Source organism: Microbacterium sp. SCN 69-37 (assembly GCF_001724435.1).
Lineage (GTDB): Bacteria > Actinomycetota > Actinomycetes > Actinomycetales > Microbacteriaceae > Microbacterium > Microbacterium laevaniformans.
Map to the genome: position 1 here is coordinate 164,324 of NZ_MEEL01000016.1, position 20,231 is coordinate 184,554.

Annotated in this window: 21 protein-coding genes; 14 read left to right on the forward strand and 7 right to left on the reverse strand. The window is 69.4% G+C overall.

The window, feature by feature from the left end; all coding sequences use genetic code 11:
* The first annotated feature begins 12 nt into the window (after positions 1 to 12).
* A complete protein-coding gene (gene pntB / locus ABS64_RS02130) occupies positions 13 to 1,422 on the forward strand; it encodes a Re/Si-specific NAD(P)(+) transhydrogenase subunit beta (protein WP_292680502.1) in 1,410 nt (469 codons plus the stop codon).
* 168 nt (positions 1,423 to 1,590) lie between these two features.
* Positions 1,591 to 2,430: an exodeoxyribonuclease III gene (locus ABS64_RS02135; protein WP_036286585.1), complete on the forward strand. Its 840-nt coding sequence runs from the start codon at positions 1,591 to 1,593 to the stop codon at positions 2,428 to 2,430.
* Positions 2,431 to 2,440: 10 nt separating this feature from the next.
* Here the strand turns inward: ABS64_RS02135 and ABS64_RS02140 are convergent, their stop codons facing one another.
* Positions 2,441 to 3,067 (reverse strand): dihydrofolate reductase family protein, encoded by a 627-nt coding sequence (locus tag ABS64_RS02140; RefSeq protein WP_036286586.1) that lies wholly within the window; start codon positions 3,065 to 3,067, stop codon positions 2,441 to 2,443.
* Positions 3,067 to 3,489: a VOC family protein gene (locus ABS64_RS02145; RefSeq protein ID WP_036286587.1), complete on the reverse strand. Its 423-nt coding sequence runs from the start codon at positions 3,487 to 3,489 to the stop codon at positions 3,067 to 3,069. The genes ABS64_RS02140 and ABS64_RS02145 overlap by 1 nt, the downstream gene beginning before the upstream one ends.
* 92 nt (positions 3,490 to 3,581) lie before the next feature.
* Here ABS64_RS02145 and ABS64_RS02150 point away from each other — a divergent pair, with 92 nt between their 5' ends.
* On the forward strand, positions 3,582 to 4,880 hold the full coding sequence (locus ABS64_RS02150; RefSeq protein ID WP_292680452.1) for a sensor histidine kinase: 1,299 nt from the start codon (positions 3,582 to 3,584) through the stop codon (positions 4,878 to 4,880).
* On the forward strand, positions 4,877 to 5,587 hold the full coding sequence (locus ABS64_RS02155; protein ID WP_005051858.1) for a response regulator transcription factor: 711 nt from the start codon (positions 4,877 to 4,879) through the stop codon (positions 5,585 to 5,587). The genes ABS64_RS02150 and ABS64_RS02155 overlap by 4 nt, the downstream gene beginning before the upstream one ends.
* Before the next feature lie 18 nt (positions 5,588 to 5,605).
* On the opposite strand, the gene ABS64_RS02160 is transcribed toward ABS64_RS02155, so the two are convergent.
* The gene (locus tag ABS64_RS02160; RefSeq protein WP_292680454.1) at positions 5,606 to 6,973 is read right to left on the reverse strand and encodes a hypothetical protein; all 1,368 of its coding nucleotides are present in this window, start codon (positions 6,971 to 6,973) and stop codon (positions 5,606 to 5,608) included.
* A 251-nt stretch (positions 6,974 to 7,224) separates the two neighbouring features.
* On the opposite strand from ABS64_RS02160, the gene ABS64_RS02165 reads away from it, so the two are divergent.
* Together ABS64_RS02165 and ABS64_RS02170 are read left to right on the forward strand one after the other, a co-directional pair.
* Positions 7,225 to 8,109: an ATP-binding cassette domain-containing protein gene (locus ABS64_RS02165; RefSeq protein ID WP_016464057.1), complete on the forward strand. Its 885-nt coding sequence runs from the start codon at positions 7,225 to 7,227 to the stop codon at positions 8,107 to 8,109.
* Positions 8,106 to 9,194: an ABC transporter permease gene (locus ABS64_RS02170; RefSeq protein ID WP_292680457.1), complete on the forward strand. Its 1,089-nt coding sequence runs from the start codon at positions 8,106 to 8,108 to the stop codon at positions 9,192 to 9,194. The genes ABS64_RS02165 and ABS64_RS02170 overlap by 4 nt, the downstream gene beginning before the upstream one ends.
* 10 nt (positions 9,195 to 9,204) lie before the next feature.
* On the opposite strand, the gene ABS64_RS02175 is transcribed toward ABS64_RS02170, so the two are convergent.
* Positions 9,205 to 10,518: a cation:proton antiporter gene (locus tag ABS64_RS02175; RefSeq protein ID WP_292680458.1), complete on the reverse strand. Its 1,314-nt coding sequence runs from the start codon at positions 10,516 to 10,518 to the stop codon at positions 9,205 to 9,207.
* Positions 10,519 to 10,613: 95 nt separating this feature from the next.
* Positions 10,614 to 11,081: a ribonuclease E activity regulator RraA gene (gene rraA / locus ABS64_RS02180; protein WP_016464055.1), complete on the reverse strand. Its 468-nt coding sequence runs from the start codon at positions 11,079 to 11,081 to the stop codon at positions 10,614 to 10,616.
* A gap of 185 nt (positions 11,082 to 11,266) precedes the next feature.
* Between rraA and ABS64_RS02185 the strand changes: the two genes are divergently transcribed.
* From ABS64_RS02185 to ABS64_RS02195, 3 genes are all read left to right on the forward strand, one after another.
* Positions 11,267 to 11,848: a nitroreductase family protein gene (locus ABS64_RS02185; RefSeq protein WP_016464054.1), complete on the forward strand. Its 582-nt coding sequence runs from the start codon at positions 11,267 to 11,269 to the stop codon at positions 11,846 to 11,848.
* A gap of 181 nt (positions 11,849 to 12,029) precedes the next feature.
* Positions 12,030 to 13,058 carry a hypothetical protein gene (locus tag ABS64_RS02190; RefSeq protein ID WP_005051851.1) on the forward strand — a complete coding sequence of 343 codons (1,029 nt, stop codon included), beginning with the start codon at positions 12,030 to 12,032 and terminating at the stop codon, positions 13,056 to 13,058.
* Positions 13,055 to 13,438, forward strand: coding sequence for a GntR family transcriptional regulator (locus ABS64_RS02195; protein WP_005051850.1), 384 nt, complete (start codon positions 13,055 to 13,057; stop codon positions 13,436 to 13,438). Before ABS64_RS02190 ends, ABS64_RS02195 begins: the two co-directional genes overlap by 4 nt.
* Here the strand turns inward: ABS64_RS02195 and ABS64_RS02200 are convergent.
* The gene (locus ABS64_RS02200) at positions 13,435 to 15,657 is read right to left on the reverse strand and encodes an AAA family ATPase (protein WP_292680464.1); all 2,223 of its coding nucleotides are present in this window, start codon (positions 15,655 to 15,657) and stop codon (positions 13,435 to 13,437) included. The two genes, ABS64_RS02195 and ABS64_RS02200, sit on opposite strands and share 4 nt — an antisense overlap.
* A gap of 141 nt (positions 15,658 to 15,798) precedes the next feature.
* On the opposite strand from ABS64_RS02200, the gene ABS64_RS02205 reads away from it, so the two are divergent.
* The 5 genes from ABS64_RS02205 to ABS64_RS02225 are packed head-to-tail and all read left to right on the forward strand — an operon-like array spanning position 15,799 to position 19,228.
* Complete coding sequence (locus ABS64_RS02205; RefSeq protein WP_036286598.1) at positions 15,799 to 16,092, forward strand: hypothetical protein; 294 nt, start codon at positions 15,799 to 15,801, stop codon at positions 16,090 to 16,092.
* Positions 16,089 to 17,495, forward strand: coding sequence for a hypothetical protein (locus ABS64_RS02210; protein WP_292680467.1), 1,407 nt, complete (start codon positions 16,089 to 16,091; stop codon positions 17,493 to 17,495). Before ABS64_RS02205 ends, ABS64_RS02210 begins: the two co-directional genes overlap by 4 nt.
* Positions 17,492 to 18,085, forward strand: coding sequence for a hypothetical protein (locus ABS64_RS02215; RefSeq protein ID WP_292680468.1), 594 nt, complete (start codon positions 17,492 to 17,494; stop codon positions 18,083 to 18,085). The genes ABS64_RS02210 and ABS64_RS02215 overlap by 4 nt, the downstream gene beginning before the upstream one ends.
* A gap of 8 nt (positions 18,086 to 18,093) precedes the next feature.
* Positions 18,094 to 18,663: a hypothetical protein gene (locus ABS64_RS02220; protein WP_061683492.1), complete on the forward strand. Its 570-nt coding sequence runs from the start codon at positions 18,094 to 18,096 to the stop codon at positions 18,661 to 18,663.
* 10 nt (positions 18,664 to 18,673) lie between these two features.
* Positions 18,674 to 19,228: a hypothetical protein gene (locus ABS64_RS02225; protein ID WP_036286607.1), complete on the forward strand. Its 555-nt coding sequence runs from the start codon at positions 18,674 to 18,676 to the stop codon at positions 19,226 to 19,228.
* 9 nt (positions 19,229 to 19,237) lie between these two features.
* Here ABS64_RS02225 and ABS64_RS02230 read toward each other — a convergent pair whose 3' ends face one another.
* On the reverse strand, positions 19,238 to 20,221 hold the full coding sequence (locus ABS64_RS02230) for a helix-turn-helix domain-containing protein (RefSeq protein ID WP_036286609.1): 984 nt from the start codon (positions 20,219 to 20,221) through the stop codon (positions 19,238 to 19,240).
* Between the last annotated feature and the right edge of the window lie 10 nt (positions 20,222 to 20,231).

A 20,231-nucleotide genomic window follows, 5' to 3' on the forward strand; every position in this document is an offset into this window, starting at 1 on the left:
CTCGGCGCCGTCATGCTCGCCCAGTCCGTCTCCACCGCCGCCTACATCGTCGCGGCGCTGCTGTTCATCCTCGCCCTCGCCGGCCTCAGCACACAGGAGACCGCGCGCCGCGGCGTCGTCTACGGCATCGCCGGTATGACGATCGCCCTCCTCGCCACTCTCGTGCTCGTCATCGCGAACGGCACCCTCCTGCCCGAGGGGGCGACGGCCGCACTCGGGATCACGCTTCTCGTGGCCGCGGTCGTGGTCGGCGGCGCCATCGGCCTCTGGCGGGCGCGCGTGGTCGAGATGACCGGCATGCCCGAGCTCATCGCGCTGCTGCACTCCTTCGTGGGACTGGCGGCCGTGCTCGTCGGCTGGAACGGCCACCTCTACGCCGAAGGCATCGCGCCCGAGCTCATCGGCATCCACCACGCCGAGGTGTTCATCGGGGTCTTCATCGGCGCCGTCACCTTCACGGGATCGATCGTCGCCTTCCTGAAGCTGTCCGGGCGGATGTCGTCGAAGCCGCTGATGCTGCCCGGCAAGAACACCCTCAACATCGGCGCCCTGGCACTCTTCCTCGTGCTGACCGTCTGGTACGTCGCGACCCCGTCGATCTGGCTGCTCGTCGCCGTGACCGCGCTCGCCCTCGCCCTCGGCTGGCACCTGGTGGCCTCGATCGGCGGCGGCGACATGCCGGTCGTCGTCTCGATGCTCAACAGCTACTCCGGCTGGGCTGCGGCCGCCGCCGGGTTCCTCCTGAACAACGACCTGCTCATCGTCACCGGCGCCCTCGTCGGTTCGTCGGGTGCGTACCTGTCGTACATCATGTGCAAGGCGATGAACCGGTCGTTCCTCTCGGTCATCGCCGGCGGATTCGGCATCGAGGCTCCCCGCAGCGCCGAGGCCGAGGAAGGCGAGCATCACGAGACGGATGCCGCAGCCGTCGCCGAGCTCCTCCGCGACGCACGGTCGGTCATCATCACCCCCGGCTACGGCATGGCCGTCGCCCAGGCGCAGTACCCGGTCGCCGACCTCACGAAGCGGCTGCGCGAACGGGGCGTCGAGGTGCGCTTCGGCATCCATCCCGTCGCCGGGCGCCTGCCGGGCCACATGAACGTGCTGCTGGCCGAGGCCAAGGTGCCCTACGACATCGTGCTGGAGCTCGACGAGATCAACGACGACTTCGCCGACACCGACGTCGTGCTCGTCATCGGGGCGAACGACACGGTCAATCCCGCCGCGGCAGAGGACCCCGGCTCGCCCATCGCGGGCATGCCCGTGCTGCACGTGTGGGAAGCGCGCAACGTCGTGGTGTTCAAGCGGTCGATGGCCTCCGGCTACGCGGGCGTGCAGAACCCGCTGTTCTTCCGCGACAACACGCAGATGCTCTTCGGCGACGCCAAGCAGCGGGTGGAGGACATCCTGCGGGCACTGTGACCCGCCGCCCGCGTGCGCGTTCCGTATTCAGTCTGGTTGCGATGCGGCGTGGTGACGCAGCGTGCCAAGACGGGCCGCAGCGGGATGCCGCGGGCCGCGGAGACTGAATACGCGACGGCGGGACGGCGGGGCGCCGACCCCAGCGCGGGGGCCAATACGCTGGATGCCATGCGCATCGCCACCTGGAACGTCAACTCGATCCGCGCCCGCGTCGTCCGCACCGTCGACTTCGCCGTCCGCGAGGGCATCGACGTGCTGGCGATGCAGGAGATCAAGTGCAAGCCCGAGCAGTTCCCGTACGAGGCTTTCGAAGACGCGGGCTACACCGTCGAGGCGCACGGGCTCAACCAGTGGAACGGGGTCGCGATCGCCAGCCGTGAGCCGATCGAGAACCTGCAGGTCGGATTCCCGGGCATGCCCGGCTTCGCGAAGGGTCACGATGGCCCCGGCGCTCCGCTCGAGGCCCGCGCGCTCGGCGCGACCATCGGCGGCGTCGAGGTGTGGAGCCTGTACGTGCCCAACGGGCGCGGCCTCGACGATCCGCACTACCGCTACAAGCTCGACTGGCTCGAAGCGCTCCGCGGCTACACCGCCGACACGCTCGCGGCCGATCCCGACCGGGCGCTCGCGCTCACCGGCGACTTCAACATCGCCCCCACGGATGCCGACAACGGCGACCCCACCGTCATCGAAGGCGTGACCACCCACGTCTCCCCGCCCGAGCGCGCCGCCTTCCAGGCGCTCCTGGATGCCGGCTTGGCCGACACCGTCCGCCCCCTCGTTCCCACGGGGTACACCTACTGGGACTACAAGCAGCTGCGCTTCCCCCGCAACGAGGGCCTGCGCATCGACTTCATCCTCGGCTCGCACGCGTTCGCCGACGCGGTGACCGCGGCATCCATCCACCGAGACGAGCGCAAGGGCGAGATCCCGAGCGATCACGTCCCCGTCGTCGTCGACCTGGACCTCGACGGCCCGGACGACGACGACCGCCCGATGATCTGGTGACCGGGCGAACTCAGGTCATGTCGCCCGTGACGACGTCGCCGTCGGGGGCGTAGCGCAGCAGAAGCGTGCCGGTCGGTCCCGATACGGCGGGTGCGATCAGCCGCAGCCGTGCCGGTGCCGCGCCGTCCGGAAACACCTTCTTGCCCCGACCGAGCACCACCGGGTGCACCCACAGCTTCAGCTCGTCGTACAGACGGGTGCGAAGCAGCGTCTGCGAGAAGTCGACGCTGCCGATCACGTGCACCTCGGCGTGGCGGTCGCGCAGCGCATCCACGGCCGCCGCGACCTCGGCGTCCGAGCCGGTCAGCACGCTGGTGCCCGCCCATTCCGGGTCGACACCGGCCCGGGTCGCCACATACTTCGGGATGGCATCGAAGTGCCGACCGATGAACCCCTCCGGCCCGTCGGTGTGATGCGGCCAGTACCCGGCGAAGATGTCGTAGGTGCGTCGGCCGAGCAGCAGCGCGTCCATCCGGCGGATGCCGCTGCCGACGTCCTCGCCGATGACGGCGTCCTCGAACGGCGCCTGCCAGCCGCCGAACGGGAACCCGCCGCTGGTGTCTTCGTCGGGGCCGCCCGGCGCCTGGGCGACGCCGTCGAGCGTCGTGAACAGGTCGATGACGATCCGCCCGCGCATCACGCGGTCTCCGCCGGGGGTCCCTGCTCGGCCGCGACGGGGTCCATGTAGAGGAAGCCGAGGCTGTTACCGTCGGGATCGTCCAGGTCGCGGCTGTACATGAAGCCGTAGTCCTGAACGGGGTGCGGCTCGGTGCCACCGGCAGCCACGCCCGCCTCGACGATCGCGTCGACGTCGGCGCGCGAGTCCCGCGTGAACGACAGCGACACCTGGGCCCACTCCTTGGGCTCTCCGATGGGCTTGTCCGTGAAGGTCGCGAAGAACTCCCGGCGCAGCACCATGAAGAAGATGTCGTGCGACCAGACGACGCACGCCGCGTTCTCGTCGGTGAAGTTGGGGTTGATGGCGCAGCCGAGCGCCCGGTAGAAGGCGACGCTGCGCTCGAGGTCGTTCGTCGGAATGTTCACGAAGATGCTCGTCATACCCAGAGCATGCACCCCCGGCGCGATGAGGTCGAGACCCTCTCCCTCTCAGGGGGGATGCCGCGGCATCCGGCTGCCCCTAGCGTGGAAGGATGAGCTCCGCCGCCCTCGTCCGCACGACCACGCCCGCGCAGCGTCGCAACGATGTGTGGCTCGCGCTCGCACTGTTGATCAGTGCCGTGATCAGCGCGTGGCTAGGCACGGTGGCCGGCTTCTACGGCGAGAACACCCCCGCCTTCGGCTGGGCGCTCGTGTACGTCGCCGCCCTCACTCTCCCTCTGGCCCTGCGCCGGCGCTTTCCCGAAACGACGCTCATCGTCGTCGCGCTCGCATTCTTCGTCGGTGTCTCGGTACGCATCCCGGAGATCTACGTCGGCAACGTGGCCCTGTTCATCGCCATGTACACCGTCGGGGCGTGGGTGAGCGACCGCCGGCGCGCAACCGTCGTGCGGCTCGCGGTGATCGCGGGCATGTTCGTCTGGCTTCTCGTGGTGACCTTCCAGAGCGCGACCGATCCGGACGGCGACGGGCCCTCCCGGGCGGGCCTGTTCTCCCCGTTCGCCGCGTACATGATCATCCAGTTCCTCGTGAACGCGGCCTACTTCGGCGGCGCGTACTTCTTCGGAGAGCGCGCCTGGGCCGACGCCCGTGCGCGCGCGGTGCTCGAAGAGCGCACCGCCGAACTCGAACGCGAACGCGAGATCACCGCCGCCCAGGCGGTCGCCCTGGATCGCGTCCGTATCGCCCGTGAACTGCACGACGTCGTCGCCCACCATGTGTCGGCCATGGGCGTGCAGGCGGGGGCGGCGCGCACCGTGCTCGACGACGACACCGCCGCAGCCCGGGAGGCGTTGGTGACGGTGGAGACGTCGGCGCGCGAGGCGCTGACCGAGCTGCGCCAGCTGCTCGAGACCCTCCGCACCCCCGACGCCGACACCCCCGCCGCCTCGACGGTGCGCCTGCAGTCGATCCCCGAGCTCATCGCGCACGCGAATGAGAACGGCATGCCCACGACCTTCGCGGTGGTAGGTGACCCGACCGAGCTGCCCGAGCTGGTGCAGGTGAACCTGTACCGCATCGCGCAGGAGGCGCTCACGAACGCGCGGCGTCACGGAGGTCCGGATGCCGCGGCCGACGTCCGGCTGCGCTTCGACGACGATCACGTCGAGCTCGAGGTCGCCAACCGCGGCCGCGAGCAGGTCGCGGGGCGGGCCGGGCTCGGCATCGTCGGGATGCGCGAACGCGCGGCGGCGTCGGGCGGAACACTCGAAGCAGGGCCGCGGCCGCGTGGCGGTTTCCTCGTGCGCGCCCGCGTGCCCTCACGGCTCGGAGGCTCCTCGACCCGAACATCATCGCCTCGCGCGGCAACGATCGCGGAGGCAGGGCGATGAGTGAGCCGGTGCGGGTGCTGCTCGTCGACGATCACGCCGTCATGCGAGCCGGCTTCCGCATGATCCTGGAGGCGCAGCACGACATCACGGTCGTGGGCGAGGCCGCAACGGGATCGGAGGCGATGGCTGCGGCATCCGCTCTGCATCCCGATGTGATCTGCATGGATGTGCAGATGCCCGATATGGACGGGCTCGAAGCGACCCGTCGCATCGTGGCCGACCCGTCGGTCACGGCCGTCGTCGTCATCGTGACCACGTTCGACCGTGACGACTATCTGTTCCACGCGCTGCACGCGGGCGCGAGCGGCTTCCTCCTGAAGAATGCCGGCCCGGAGGAGCTCGTCACCGCGGTGCGCGTCGCCGCCGCGGGCGACGCACTCCTGTCGCCGGCGGTCACCCGCCGCGTGATCGAGCGGTTCGCGGCGTCGCCGGTCGACACCGACGCCCGGATTGCCGCCGCGCTGCCACCGGCGCCCGGGCCGGCCTCGTCAGCGACCGTCCGCACAGCGCCGGCGATCGAACTCACCGAGCGTGAGGATGACGTCCTGCGTCTGCTCGCCGAGGCCTACAGCAACGCCGAGATCGCCGCCGCCCTGTTCATCGGCGAGGCGACCGTCAAGACGCACGTGTCGAACGTGCTGCAGAAGCTCGGAGCGCGAGACCGCGTGGCCGCCGTGGTCTACGCACACCGGCACGGCATGGTCTGACGCGAGCTGGCCGCCGTGTCAGCGAGCGGCGACCGGGATCGATCCCGTGGTGGCCGTCGTCGCGGCGCGCGCCAGGCGCTCGCGCAGCGAGACCAGAGTCGCGTCGGGACGCCACAGCACCACGAGGCTCCAGCCGAACATGCCGACCAGCAGCACGTTGCGAGCAAGCAGCACGCCCGCGGCGAACGGATGAGCATCGATCAGCGGCAAGTACAGCACCGGGAACACGAGGGTCGTCAGGAAGCACGTGACCGCCAGCCAGACGGCGATCGACGTCCACGCCTTGCGGTCGATCAGCAGGCCGGCGGCGACGACGGGGGCAAGCCACAGCATGTACTGCGGCGAGCCGACCTTGTTGAACACGATGAGAGCCGACGTCAACGCGAACGCTCCGCGAAGGATCAGGTGCTGCTCGCCGATGCGGGACAGGGCGCCCTCCTGGAGCGCACGACGACGCGCACGCCAGAGCAGGACGAGGATCACCATGAAGGCGATCGGCATGGCGTAGCCGACCAGCACGCCCGCGGCGGTGGCGCCGGGACCGGCGACCTCACGCGTCGCCAGGACGTAGTTCTGGTGGATCTGAGCTCCGGGAAGACCCAGCACCGTCGCCCACACCCAGGGGGTGGCGACGGGAGCCTCGAGCTGCAGGGCGCGGTCGCCCTGGATCGTGGCGAAGCTGAAGAGGTTGGAGGCGCCGCCGAAGGCGACCACCACGCCGGCGATGGCGGCGCTCAAGGCCAGTCCACCGGCGATGATGCGCATGCGCAACGACGAGACGGCGACGGCGGCGGCGGCCAAAGCCGCCGGGGCGACCTTGATCCATGTCGCCGCGGCGATCAGCACCCCCGCGATGAAGGGGCGACGGACGAGCCAGACGAGACCGGCGATGGCCAGCGGTGCGGCGAAGCCCTCGAGACGCAGCATCGAGACGGGCGCGAGAAGCACCTGGATGGCCAGCCAGTACCAGGCCGCGACGTAGCCCTTGCGGTTGCGAAGGTTGTCGGTGAGAGCGAGGACGGCGAAGAAGTTCGCCGCCACCATCATGAGCAGCCAGACGAGCTGGTAGTTCCAGGGGCCCGCGACGATCGCGGCCATGATCGGCGCGAGAGCACCGGCCGGGTAAACCCACGGCATGTCGATCACGGGCCAGTGCCCGTGGGCCGCCTGCTCCGCCCACAGGCGGTACAGCGGCAGGTCGCCCTCCGTGCCGCCGAAGATCATGACCTTCAGCAGAGCAAGGAAGAAGAGGGCGTGCACGACGGCGAAGCCGATGAGCAGGCCACGACGGGTGAACGCGAAGTGCAGGGCACGGGGCCACCACTCGCGGGCACGGTCGGATACACGGGCGCCGAGGGCGCGGGTCACCTCAGGAGCGCTCGTCACTCGACAGAGTTTAGGAGAGCTCGCCTGAGCAAATGGTGGACGCGGTGTTACCCATTGCTGGGAATTCACCGAGTGCCCCGCGCTCCTGCGCCGTGAGAACTGCGGAACACACGCTCCCCCGCATGGGGGATGCCGAGGCCCGGCAGATGCCGCCGCGCAGCGGATTGCGCTACGGATTCCCGCCTCAGGGGGGAGGTGTGCGGCATCCGCGCTTCCTAACGTGGAGTCAACGGCAAGTCGAGGAGGAGAACATGCTCGAACTGAACGGCATCACCAAGAGCTACGGCGTGAAGCGGGTGCTCGACGACGTGAGCTTCCGGGTTCCGTCCGGGCGCCTGACCGGATTCGTGGGCGGCAACGGCGCAGGCAAGACGACGACCATGCGCATCGTGCTCGGCGTGCTCGGCCGTGACAGCGGCGAGGTCACCCTCGACGGCGCCCCCGTCACCGCGGCCGACCGACGCCTCTTCGGCTACATGCCGGAGGAGCGCGGGCTGTACCCGAAGATGCGGGTGCTGGAGCACATCGTCTACCTCGCCCGTCTGCACGGGTTCGACAAGGTCGAGGCCACCGGCCGCGCCGAGGCGCTGCTCGTCGAACTCGGTCTCGGCGAGCGCCTGCGTGACAACGTCGAGACCCTCTCGCTGGGCAATCAGCAGCGCGCGCAGATCGCCGCCGCTCTCGTGCACGACCCGCAGGTGCTCATCCTCGACGAGCCGTTCTCGGGCCTCGATCCGCTCGCCGTCGACGTCGTCGCGGGCGTGCTGCAGGCCCGGGCGGCCCAGGGTGCGGCCGTCCTGTTCTCGTCGCACCAGCTCGACGTCGTCGAACGGCTCTGTGACGACCTGGTCATCATCGCGGACGGCACGATCCGCGCCGCCGGTACCCGCGACGCTCTCCGCGCCGCGCACGCCCAGCACCGCTACGAGCTGATCTCCGGCGGCGATCTCGGCTGGCTCCGTGACGAGCCTGGCGTGGACGTGCTCTCGTTCGACGGCGGCTACGCACTGTTCGACGTCGATGGGGATGCCGCCGCGCAGCGGGTGCTGCAGCGCGCGGTCTCCGCGGGCGATGTCGCCAGTTTCTCGCCTCAGCAGCCCTCTCTCGCCCAGATCTTCAAGGAGGTCATCCAGTGAACGTCAGCGCTCCATCCTTTGCCCAGAGCACGTGGCTCGTCGCCGAGCGCGAGGTGGGATCCAAGCTCCGCAGCAAGGCGTATCTCATCTCCACCGGCATCCTCTTCGTGCTCGCGCTCGTCGGTGTGCTGTGGGGAGGCTTCTCGGCACAGTCCGACAGCCGGACCCCGGTCGCCGTCACCGCCGACACCGCCGCATCGGTCGCCGACAACCCGCTCGTGAAGACCACCGAGGTCGCCGATGCCGACGCCGCACGCGCGCTCGTGCAGGACGGCACCGTCGACGCCGCGCTCATCCCCGGCGGCGCCGCGCCGTTCGAGTACACCGTCGTCGCGAAGGAGACAGCCCCGTCGTCCCTGCTGCAAGCGCTGAGCCTCACCCCGCAGGTGGAGCTGCTCGACCCGTCGAGCGTGCACCCGGGACTGCGCTACCTCGTCGCGCTCGGATTCGGGCTCATCTTCTTCATGGCGGCACTGACCTTCGGCTCGACGATCGCGCAGTCCGTCGTGGAGGAGAAGCAGACTCGCGTTGTCGAACTGCTCATCTCCGCCGTCCCCGTGCGGGCGCTGCTGGCCGGCAAGGTCATCGGCAACACGATCCTCGCGATGGGCCAGATCATCGGCCTCGCCGCGATCGCGATCATCGGCTTCACCGTCACCGGGCAGAGCAGCCTGCTCGCCGGGCTCGGCGCCCCCATCGCCTGGTTCGCCGTCTTCTTCCTCTTCGGCTTCATCCTGCTCGCCGCACTGTTCGCCGCCGCGGCCGCGATGGTGTCGCGGATGGAGGACATCGGCTCGACCACGACGCCGCTGACCATGCTGGTGATGGCGCCGTACTTCCTCGTCATCTTCTTCAACGACAACCCGCTGGTGATGACGATCATGTCCTACGCGCCGTTCTCGGCCCCCGTCGGCATGCCCGTGCGCATCTTCCTGGGTGATGCGCAGTGGTGGGAGCCGCTGTTGTCGCTCGCCATCATGCTGGTCACGTGCGCGGCGGCCATCTGGGTGGGCGCGAAGATCTACCAGAACTCGCTGCTGCGGATGGGAGCGCGCGTCAAGCTCTCCGAGGCGCTCGCGGGATGAGCCCGTCGGGTCAGTGATCGGCGGATGCCGGTGCCGGCGCGGGCTGCGCGAGCACCGGCATCCGTCGATTGACGAACTGCGGAACGGCGATGCCGTGCAGCAGGATGCTGCCGACGACGGTGAACACCATGATCGCGAGGACGTCGTACGCCTCCGCGTCGGGCAGCTTGTTGAACGCCAGCAGCCCGAACACGATCGTCGCCGTGCCGCGCGGACCGACGACCCCGATGAGAGTGCGCGACCCCCACGGGACGGGCGATCCCAGCATCGACACGTACACCGGCACGATGCGGAACAGCGTGAGCGCCAGGGCAACGAGCACGAGCAGACGCCAGTCCACGCCGTTGACGATGACAACGGTGGTCATGGCCCCCAGGACGAACCACACGATGTTGGCGGCGAGGGTGCCGGCTTCTTCGACGAGAAGGATCTCGGCGTGCGGGATGGTGCGCTCATCGGTGCGCCTCGTCCGTGCGATGCGGTAGACGATGCCGGCCACGAAGGCCGCGACGAAGCCGTTCGCCGCGACGTCGCTGAGTGTCGCGACGCCGAAGGCGATGAGCGGAACGAGAAGCATGACGTAGCGGATGCCGGGGGCGTCGGCCCAGCCCCGGCGCGACGCCCAGCGCACGCACAGACCGAAGGCTCCGCCGACGATCGCTCCGACGAGGATGGCGATCGCGGTGGCCGGAACCGCCCCGAAGAACGCCTCGAAGAACTCACCCAGCCTCTCCTCGAGCTGCGACTGGTTCTCGGGCGACAGGTTGTCGGAGTTGACCGCCGCCAGGATCGTCGGCCAGGCGATCGCCGCGGCCAGTGCCATGCCGAACACCGGCGAGACCAGCCCGTCGTTGTAGCCGCTCTCGACATTCAGGATCTGGCGCACGCGGGCGGGGATGCGCGGCGAGCGCAGCAGCGTCGCCGCCGGCGCGAAGTCGGTCGGCATGATCACGCACGCGATGACGATCAGGATGAACAGGCTGAGGTGGGGCAGCAGGAACAGTCCGCTCACCACGACCGCCAGGATCGACAGCGGCAAGGCCACGAGCACCAGCCGAGCGATCGTCCTTCCTTCGCCGCCGAAGACGCCGCCGCTCACCTCACAGGCGTCGACGAAGAGGAGGACGGCGAGGATCAGCTCGACCACGTGCTCAGCGGCGTCGCTGCCGACGGCATCCGAGAATCCGCTCACGTCGATGAGCACGAGCGCGGCACCTGCCAGCGCCAGCACGGCAGGACCTGCGACCCCGGTGCGCTCGAAGCGGTGCGCGACGGTCGACCACAGGCCGATCACGACGAATCCCAGCAGGAAGATCAGCGGCACCGTTCACCCTCTCCTCGGCCGTGTCGGGCGGGCGCGCAGCCCGTTCGGGGATCAGTCTGCCAGTCGGCGTCGACGCTGCGTGTCAGCGCGGCCTGTCAGCGCTCGACGAGCACGCCGTCGGCATCGGCCCACACATGGGCACCCGGGCGGAAGACGACGCCGGCGATCTCGACGGGAACGTCGAGCTCTCCCGTCCCTTCCTTGGAGCTCTTGCGCGGATTCGAGCCGAGCGCCTTGACGCCCAGCGCGAGCCGCCCGATCGCCTCACGGTCGCGGATCGCGCCGTGCACGATGATCCCCGCCCAGCCGTTGTCGACCGCGGAGGCCGCGATCAGATCGCCCACGAGCGCCGACGCGAGCGAGCCTGCGCCGTCGATCACGAGCACGGCACCGGCGCCCGGTGTCGCGAGTGTCGCCTTCACCAGCGCGTTGTCGCGGTGGCACCGCACGGTGCGGATCGGGCCGTCGAACGCGACTCTGCCGCCGATGTCCTGAAGCTGCAGCGCGAGGGAGTCCAGCGCGTCGCCGCGCTCGTCGTACAGGTCGGCGGTGGGAGTGGTCATGACGCCACGCTAACGAGGCTCGAGGCCCCAGTCCCCCGCCATGAGCGCGGAAGTTCCGGCATCCTTCCGCCGCCAGCAAACTCGTAGGCCCTCGCGGGAACAACACTCCCGGTGCATACGGTTGCATCGAGCGGGCCGAAGGCGTCCCCCGACAACCGTTACCCAACTTCTTTCAGGAGACGATCATGAGCACCATCGCCGCTCACCCCGCCGACACCGACGCGCCGATCCTCGACGTGCTCGCCGAGCGCTGGAGCACCCGCATCTTCGACCCCGCGACGCCCATCGACGAGCAGGCCCTGGCCAGCGCGCTCGAGGCGGCCCGTTGGGCGCCGTCGGCGAACAACTCGCAGCCGTGGCGCTTCGTCGTCGCCCGCCGCGGTTCGGCCGCACACGCGCAGATCGTCGACGCGCTCATGGGCTTCAACCAGTCCTGGGCCGCGGATGCCGCCGCCCTCGTCGTCTTCGCCTCGGCCGCCGCGCTCGACGGCAAGCCGCTGCCGTGGGCCGCGTACGACACCGGCCAGGCCGCCGCTCACTTCACGGTCCAGGCGCACGCGTCGGGGCTGCACACCCACCAGATGGGCGGGTTCGACCGCGACGCGATCGCGCAGGCGTTCGGCTTCGGCGACGACCTCGTGGCCGTCACCGTGATGGCCGTCGGCGCCCTCGGTGACATCGAGGCCGCTCCCGAGGCGCTGCGTGAGCGCGAGCTCGCCCCGCGCGTGCGTCGCCCCATCGCGGACTCGCTCGTCGTCAACGACTGACACACGTTCGCGCCTGCGCACTTCGGTGGCGCATACGGCGGCATCCTTCGTCGGGTTCCCGCTGTATGCGCCACCTTTTTCGTGCCTACGCATGCCGTGGCCACATTTGTACTTCACACGGGATACAAGTTGTGATACTCATGTAGTACAAGTTCCGCAGCACACGAGCGAGAGGCGTTCGATGACGACGACCAGCCGCACCCTCACCCTCTTCGATCTCGTCGAAGCGGGTCTTCAGTCACCCGCGATCTGCGCGGCGCTGGCCCTCATCCTCGCCACCTCGATCGCACTCCTCACCTCAGTGAGGCGCTCCCGCGCCATCGGCTCCGCGACCGACCCGGCAGTCACACGCTCGCACGCGAACGAGGGCCGCGGCATCGCGGTCGCCGCCGCCGCGGTCGTTCTGGCGTTTCTCACCGAGTTCCTCACGCGCGGCTACCTCGTGGGCGGCATCGCGCTGCCGTGGTGGCGGTTCGCCATGCCCCTGGTCGCCGCGGCCGGAGGGCTGGGCGTCGTCGCCGTACTCATCGCTCGACGACGGATGCCGCGCGTTGCTGCGCCGATGCCGCCGACCGTTCGACGAACGTGGCGCAGCTTCAGCTCAGCCTCGTCGCTGTGGTTCGCAGCAGGCGCCAGCGCGGTGCTCGTCGCGACCACGATCGGAGCCGGCGCCGTATCGTCCCGCGACGACGCGGGGCGTTACACACTCCTCACGATCCCTATCCCCAACGCTCCCGACGTGCCCGCGCTGCAGTTCCCCTTCTACGGCTGGGCTTATGGAGCGCCGGTACTCGTCAGCCTCGTGCCGGCGATCGCGTGCCTGGTGGCTGTTCTGCATCTGAACTCCGCGCGCCGGTTTCAGAGCATGCACACGATGGCGGCGGAAAGCACGCTTCGGCGGCAGACCGCACGAGACTGCACGAGACTCGTGTCGGCCGTAGTGGTGCTGACGACCGCAGAGGCGTGGCGAATGATCGCCCACGCAGGATCGGCGTCATCACTCACGGTCGGCTCGCCCACCGGCGAGGCCACGTACGAGACGCCCTGGCGCTTCGCCGACGTGGCCGCGGCCGCGGGGTGGTGCGCACCGTTTCTCGAGGTCGCCGCCCTGACCCTCCTCCTGCTGCTCACCTCGAACGGACTTCGCAAGAGTCCGCGGAAGAGTGCGCAGACGGTCGCGCTGGGCCACCCTCTCGGGAGTATCGGGTGACCCCTCGACCGGGCAGCGCGGGAGACGAGGCCGGATCGGCCCGCGACATCTACGGGCAGCTGCGTGGCCACATTCTCGGGGGAGCTTTCGGCGCCCACGAGAAACTGCCCACGGTGCGACAGATGGCGTCCGACGTGGGCGTTTCGCCGGGCACCGTCGCGAAGGCCTACAAGCTGCTGGAGCAGGATGGCCTGGTGGTGACCAGGACCGCAGCCGGCACGCGAGTCGCGGCATCCGCCGCCCGACTGCCCGCATCGGTCACCCACCGCCTGCGCGCCGTAATCGAGGAGGCCGCGGTCACGGGCACCAGCATGGAGGACGTCATCGACGTCTTGCGTAGTACGTGGCCACCCGCGGGCGCCCCGGACGGCAGCCACTAGTCGTCGAGCAGTTCGGCCTCGATCACGTCGTCGTCGGATGCCGCGCCATCCGCGCTCTCCTCGGGCGACGCTCCGGCGCTGGTGAGCACGAGGCCCGAGCCGTCGGCGGCGACGTCGACACGCACCAGGTCGCCGTCGCGTACACCACCGGACAGCAGTGCCATCGCCAGCCCGTCCTGGATCTCGGACTGGATGAGGCGGCGCAGCGGCCGGGCGCCGAAGATCGGGTCGTAGCCGCGCTCGGCCAACCAGGCACGGGCGTCGGGTGTGACCGCGAGCGTCAGCCGGCGATCGCGCAACCGTCGCTGCAGCGCGTCGACCGACAGCTCCACGATCTGCGCCAGGTCGTCCTGGCTGAGAGCCTGGAACATCACGATGTCGTCGAGCCGGTTGAGGAACTCGGGACGGAATGACGTGCGCACAAGGGCCATCACCTGCTCCCGCTTCTGCGCGAGCGTCAGCGTCGGGTCGATGAGGATCGGCGAGCCGAGGTTCGAGGTCAGCACCAGGATCGTGTTGGTGAAGTCGACCGTGCGTCCCTGCCCGTCGGTGAGGCGACCGTCGTCGAGCACCTGCAGCAGGATGTCGAAGACCTCGGGGTGCGCCTTCTCGACCTCGTCGAGCAGCACGACAGAGTACGGGCGGCGACGCACGGCCTCGGTCAGCTGGCCACCCTGCTCGTAGCCGATGTATCCCGGAGGGGCGCCGACCAGCCGCGCGACGGCGTGCTTCTCGCCGTACTCGCTCATGTCGATGCGCACCATGGCGCGCTCGTCGTCGAACAGGAACTCGGCGAGCGCCTTGGCCAGCTCGGTCTTGCCGACACCGGTGGGCCCGAGGAACAGGAACGAACCCGTCGGCCGGTTCGGGTCGCTGATGCCGGCTCGCGAGCGGCGCACGGCATCGGACACCGCCTTCACGGCATCCTTCTGCCCGATCAGACGCTTGCCGAGTTCGGCTTCGAGGTGCACGAGCTTCTCGCTCTCGCCTTGCAGCAGGCGTCCGACGGGGATGCCGGTCCAGGCAGCGATGACGGCGGCGATATCGGCATCCGTCACCTGATCGCCGACCATCCGCTCCCCGCCCTCGGCGGCCTCCGCGTTCTCGGCCTGCGCGACCTGCCGCTCGAGCGCCGGAATCTCGGCGTAGTACAGCCGCGACGCCTTCTCGAGGTTGCCCTCGCGCTGCGCGCGCTCGGCCTCCACGCGCGCCTGGTCCAGGCGCGTCTTGAGGTCACCGACCGCGTTGAGCGAGGCGCGTTCGCGTTCCCACCGGGCCTGCAGCTCGTCGAGGCGAGCCTGTTCGACCGTCAGCGTGTCGCGAAGGGTCGCCAGACGCTCCCTCGATGCGGCATCCTTCTCGCGCTTGAGAGCCAGCTCCTCGAGCTTGAGCCGGTCGACGTGACGACGCAGCTCGTCGATCTCCAGCGGTGCGGAGTCGATCTCCATGCGCAGCCGAGAGGCGGCCTCGTCGATCAGGTCGATCGCCTTGTCGGGCAGCTGGCGGCTCGGGATGTAGCGGTTCGACAGGGATGCCGCGGCCACCAGCGCCCCGTCGGCGATCGCGACCTTGTGGTGCGCCTCGTAGCGTTCCTTGAGGCCGCGGAGGATCGCGACGGTGTCCTCCACGCTCGGCTCGCCGACATAGACCTGCTGGAAGCGGCGCTCGAGCGCGGCATCCTTCTCGATGAACTCGCGGTACTCGTCGAGCGTCGTGGCACCGATCAAGCGAAGCTCGCCGCGCGCGAGCATCGGCTTGAGCATGTTGGATGCCGCGACCGACCCCTCGCCGCCTCCCGCACCCATGAGCACGTGCAGCTCGTCGATGAAGGTGATGATGCGCCCCTCGGACTCGGTGATCTCCTTGAGGACGCTCTTGAGGCGCTCCTCGAACTGTCCGCGGTACATGGCACCGGCGACGAGCGCGGAGATGTCGAGGGAGACGAGCTCCTTGTCCTTCAGCGACTCGGCGACGTCGCCCGCGACGATGCGCTGGGCGAGGCCTTCGACGACGGCGGTCTTGCCGACGCCGGGCTCGCCGATGAGGACGGGGTTGTTCTTCGTGCGGCGCGTGAGCACCTGGCTGACACGTCGGATCTCGCTGTCGCGGCCGATCACGGGGTCGAGCTTGCCCTGGCGCGCACGGTCGGTCAGGTTGATGCCGAACTGTTCGAGGGCGCTCTGCTGCTCCTCCTGACCGGGCTGCGGTTGTGCGTTCATCGCTTCTCCTTGAAATCTTCGAGGCTCAAACTTGAGCCCTCTGGACTCAACTTTATCAAAACGTGATGCGCGCGGCAAGCGGTGCGGCGATGGGCAGTCCTCCCCATCGCGACGATTCCGGGGCTCACCTAGAGTGACGGCGTGGCCGATCTCGTCGTCAATACGGAGAACCTCCGAAACCTCGCGAACCAGCTCGCGACCGTCCACGGCACCCTCACTGCCGCAGACGGCGACGCGCGCGACCTGTCGGGGATGATCCCGCACCCCGGACTCGCGTCCGCCGTCGACGAGTTCACGTCAGGATGGGACCGGCGCCGCAAAGACCTCACCGATCGCGTGGACCAGCTCCAGAAGCGCGCCGACGGCGCCGCCGATGCGTTCGAAGGCGTCGACAGCCAGCTGGCCGACAAGCTCACGGAGGGGAGCAACGGATGAGCATGACACCCATCGGCGGCGACGTCGCCGGCATTCGCGGACACGCCTCGCGGTACACTTCCACGGCCCGCGCAGTGTCGGAGGCGGTGGAGATGCTGCAGGCGGTCATCGACGCGTCGCAGCAGGAGACGAGCGACGCCGTCGACGCCCTGGCCGGCACGATCGGCGACACGAAGACCTACCTCGCACGCATCCGCGAGCGCTACGAGGTCGCGGGCTCCGCGCTGAGCACCTTCGCGAACGAGCTCGAGCAGGCGCAGCAACAGGCGGCCTCCGCCATCGCGGCGCATGACGACGCGCAGCGTCGGCACAGCTACGCGCAGCGCCATCTCTCGGAGGCCCGCGACGCGACCCAGCAGACCGTCGACCCGGGCGAGCTCGCCGAGGCGACGGATGCCGCGCGGCGCTACTCCTCGATGAGCACGACGGCCGCGACGGACCTCTCCCACGCTCAGGCCGCGTACGACGCCGCGCTCGAGCGCGTGCAGCGCGCCGGCGACGCCACGGCATCCACGATCTCGCAGACGGTGTCCAGCGATGAGCTCAACGATTCGTGGTGGGACAACGTCCTGGACTGGGTGAACCAGAACGCGGAGTGGCTGAAGGTCGTCAAGGACATCCTGACGGTCGTCACCGCCATCGTCGGCGTGCTGTCGATCTTCTTCCCCGTACTCGCACCCATCGCGCTGGGGCTCGCCGTCCTGTCGATGGGTCTCAGCTTCCTCTTGGCCTCGTCGGGCGACGGGTCATGGTTCGACTTCGCGCTGGATGCCATCGGCGTGTTGACCTTCGGTGTCGGCAGCGCCGCACTTGCCGGCATCAAGCTCGGCACGGTCGCCCTGCGCGGCGGCCGTGCGGCCACGCTGGCGGTGCGCAGCCCGGGGATGGTCTGGGGCAACGGCGCTCGCCAGGTCATCGGCAATCTGCTCGATCGGGGCCTAGTCGGCTCGGTCCGTCAGCCGATGCGGATGGTGGCCGAGGAGAGCGCGAGCGTGCTGTCTGCGCGGCCGAACTTCGCGCAGGTGGTCACGCACTGGGGCGACGACGCGATGAAGGCCATCCGCGAATCGGACAGCATCATCATCTCGGAGTTCGACCAGATCGCGTCGCAGGCACGGCTGGGCGCCGGGGGCGCCATCGACAACCTCGTGACGAGCAGTGTCGACAGCCTGAAAGGCGTCGTCGGCACGATGGGCAAGATCGGCTCGTCGCTCGACGCCTACAACATGGTCGGAATCGGGATCAACCGCAGCGACCAGCTGGTGGACTGGGTTCAGGACCAGAGGGGAGTCCAGACGCCGCTGGGCACCCTCACCAGCGGCCTCAACGAGGCGTACGGATTCGTTCCGGGGCTGTTCGAGGCGCCGATGGGGGCAGCGTGGAGCCTGCCCTCGCTCAAGTGAATCTCCCACGTCGGGTCGCGTGGGAGGCCCGCTTCGGCGACGGCCTGTTCCTCGCCACCATCCTCTGGATCATCTTCGGTGCGCTCCCGACGATCGGCTTACTGGTAGGACAGCTCGTGACCGGCTCGTTCGCGAACACTGGCAACGTGCCCGACAGCTTTCCCGCCTTCATGCCGCCGTGGTGGGCGGCATACCCGATGACGCTGCTGCTCGTGGCGCTGACACTAGGTTCGCTGCCGCTGCCGCTGCGGGGCCTGCGGGCAACGACGCGGAGCACACTTCTGACGGTGCTCGTGCTGACCTTCAGCACGACGCTCTACATCGCCGCGGCCGCCGCGGCGGCGGAAGCCCACCAGGGCCGACTCAACTTCTTCGGGGTCGACAACCTCGTGTTCATCCAGTTCTTCCTGATCCTCGTCACGGTCGCACGCATGCTGCTGAGCGGACTGCGCCTGCTGCCGCGAACGTGGCGGGAGTACATCGACGAGGACGGTACGGTGGTGCCGCCGAAAGAGATCGTGCGTCGCGCCCCGCGCCGCCCGTGGGACTGGAATCGCAACCGGGCGCGGCGCCGTCCGCCGGGGCAGTGAGGGACACCATGAACGAGATCGCGCCCCCGCGCTACCGGCTCGTGCTGCCGCCGGGCTTCCTGCTCATCCCCGTCGCCCACTCCACCGACGACGACATCGCTGACCTCGTCCGTCGGCATTATCGCGACCTGCCTCGCGACAGCTACGGCCCGCAGATCGACCGGACCGCCGCTCAGCTGGTCGCCGCTGCGCGCAGCGCCCGCGAGGCCGGCGTACTCGACCTCATCGTGCCGATGGGCGTGCCGTGGCGTGCGCCGGTATCGCTGGCGATCGCGATCAGCACCGGCCCGGCACCCACAGGCGACGACCCGGGGCCCTCGGCATCCGAGATCAGCGAGACCGTGACGACATCCGCAGGCGAGGCCGTTCGAGCAACCGAGAGGTTCGCCGTGCCGACAAGAGCCGACGAGATGGCACCGTTGATGAGAGTGCGCTTCCGATGGCCGATTCCCGATAGCGATCGGCACCTGCTCGCCGTCTGTACGATCAGCGGCATGGTCGACCCCGAGCTCGCGCCGATCGTCGACGCCCTCGCGGAGCTCGGCGATCTGCTGCTGCAGACGCTTCGCTGGGACTGAGAGGAACCTCATGGCCATCGACATGGACTACGACCTCGACCGCTGGGTCTACGTACCGAACCTCTTCCCCTGGGAGTCGTTCGGCGACGAGGAGCAGTGGGCGGATGCCGTCGCGCGCGCCTTCGGCGGCGAAGGGCGGACGGCCGCACCGGCGGAGCTGGTCGACTGGCTGCGGGCGTACCTGGTCGGCGCGGTGCGCAGCAACCGATCGGGAACGATCCGCTTCGTGCATCTGCCGAACATCACCGCGCCGCACGCGATCGTCGACGTTTACGACATGCCGCATCGCGACGATGTCGCGCTGGTCGACCTCACACACGAGAGGCAGGCACCGGCCGCCCGCGAGCCCGAGGTGGTGCCGTTCGATTCGGAGCATCTCGGAGCGGGAATCAAATCCACCCGGTGGGTGCGCACCGAGGCCGACACGATCGTCCGGGCGACCAACTGGGTGTGGCGAACCGTCGAGCGCGACATCGTCGTGATGACCGCCAGCTCCGACCTTCCCCTCGCCGAGGCTCTCGACCCGGTGGTCGACGAGCTGGCCCGCACGATCCGCCTGGCCTGACGCGCGCGGTCAGGAGGCCATCGCCTCCAGCTGCGCGGGCGGCGTCGTGCACGTGAAGCGCGCGCGGTAGGCGGTGGGCGTGAGCCCCAGGGTGCGCGCGAAGTTCTGCCGCAGGACGGCCGCCGAGCCGAACCCGCACGCCGACGCGATGGCATCCAGGCCCAGATCGGTCTGCTCGAGCAGACGCTGCGCGTGGATGATGCGCTGGCGTCCCAGCCAGGCCGCGGGCGTCGTGCCGTAGTCGGCTTTGAATCGGCGGGCGAAGGTGCGCGGCGACATGTGCGCGCGGGCGGCGAGCTGGTCAACCGACAGATCGAGGGTGAGGTTCTCCAGCATCCACTCGGTGACCGGTGTGAGCGAGAGCGAGGTGGATTCGGGCAGCGGCTTCGCGATGAACTGCGCCTGGCCGCCGTCGCGCTGGGGAGGGACGACCATGCGGCGCGCGATCGTGTTGGTCATCTCGGCGCCGAGCTCGAGGCGCAGCAGGTGAAGGCATGCGTCCAGCCCTGCTGCCGTGCCGGCGCTGGTGATGATGCGCCCGTCCTGGACGTACAGAACGTTGGGGTCGACGTCGATGCGCGGATACATCTCGGCCATCGTGTCGGCGTAGCGCCAATGGGTCGTCGCACGCCGTCCATCCAGCACCCCGGCAGCCGCCACCACGAACGAGCCGCTGCAGACCGTGAGCACCCAGGCGCCTCGCTCGACGGCGCGGCGGACCACGGCGGACACGCGTTCGTCCACGTGTGCCCACTGGTCGCGCGGGATCGGGGTGATGACGACGAGATCGGCCTCGTCGGCGAACGACAGATCGTCGTCGACGTTGATCGAGAAGCGCAGGTTGCTCGGCACCGCGCCCGGGTCGGGCGCGACGACGCGGAAGTCGAAGTTCGGGATGCCGTCGTCCGACCGATCGAGCCCGAACGCCTCGCAGGCCAGACCGAACTCGAAGGGAGCGAAACCGGGCTGGACGACGCAGGCGATGGTCTTCATGGCAGGAATC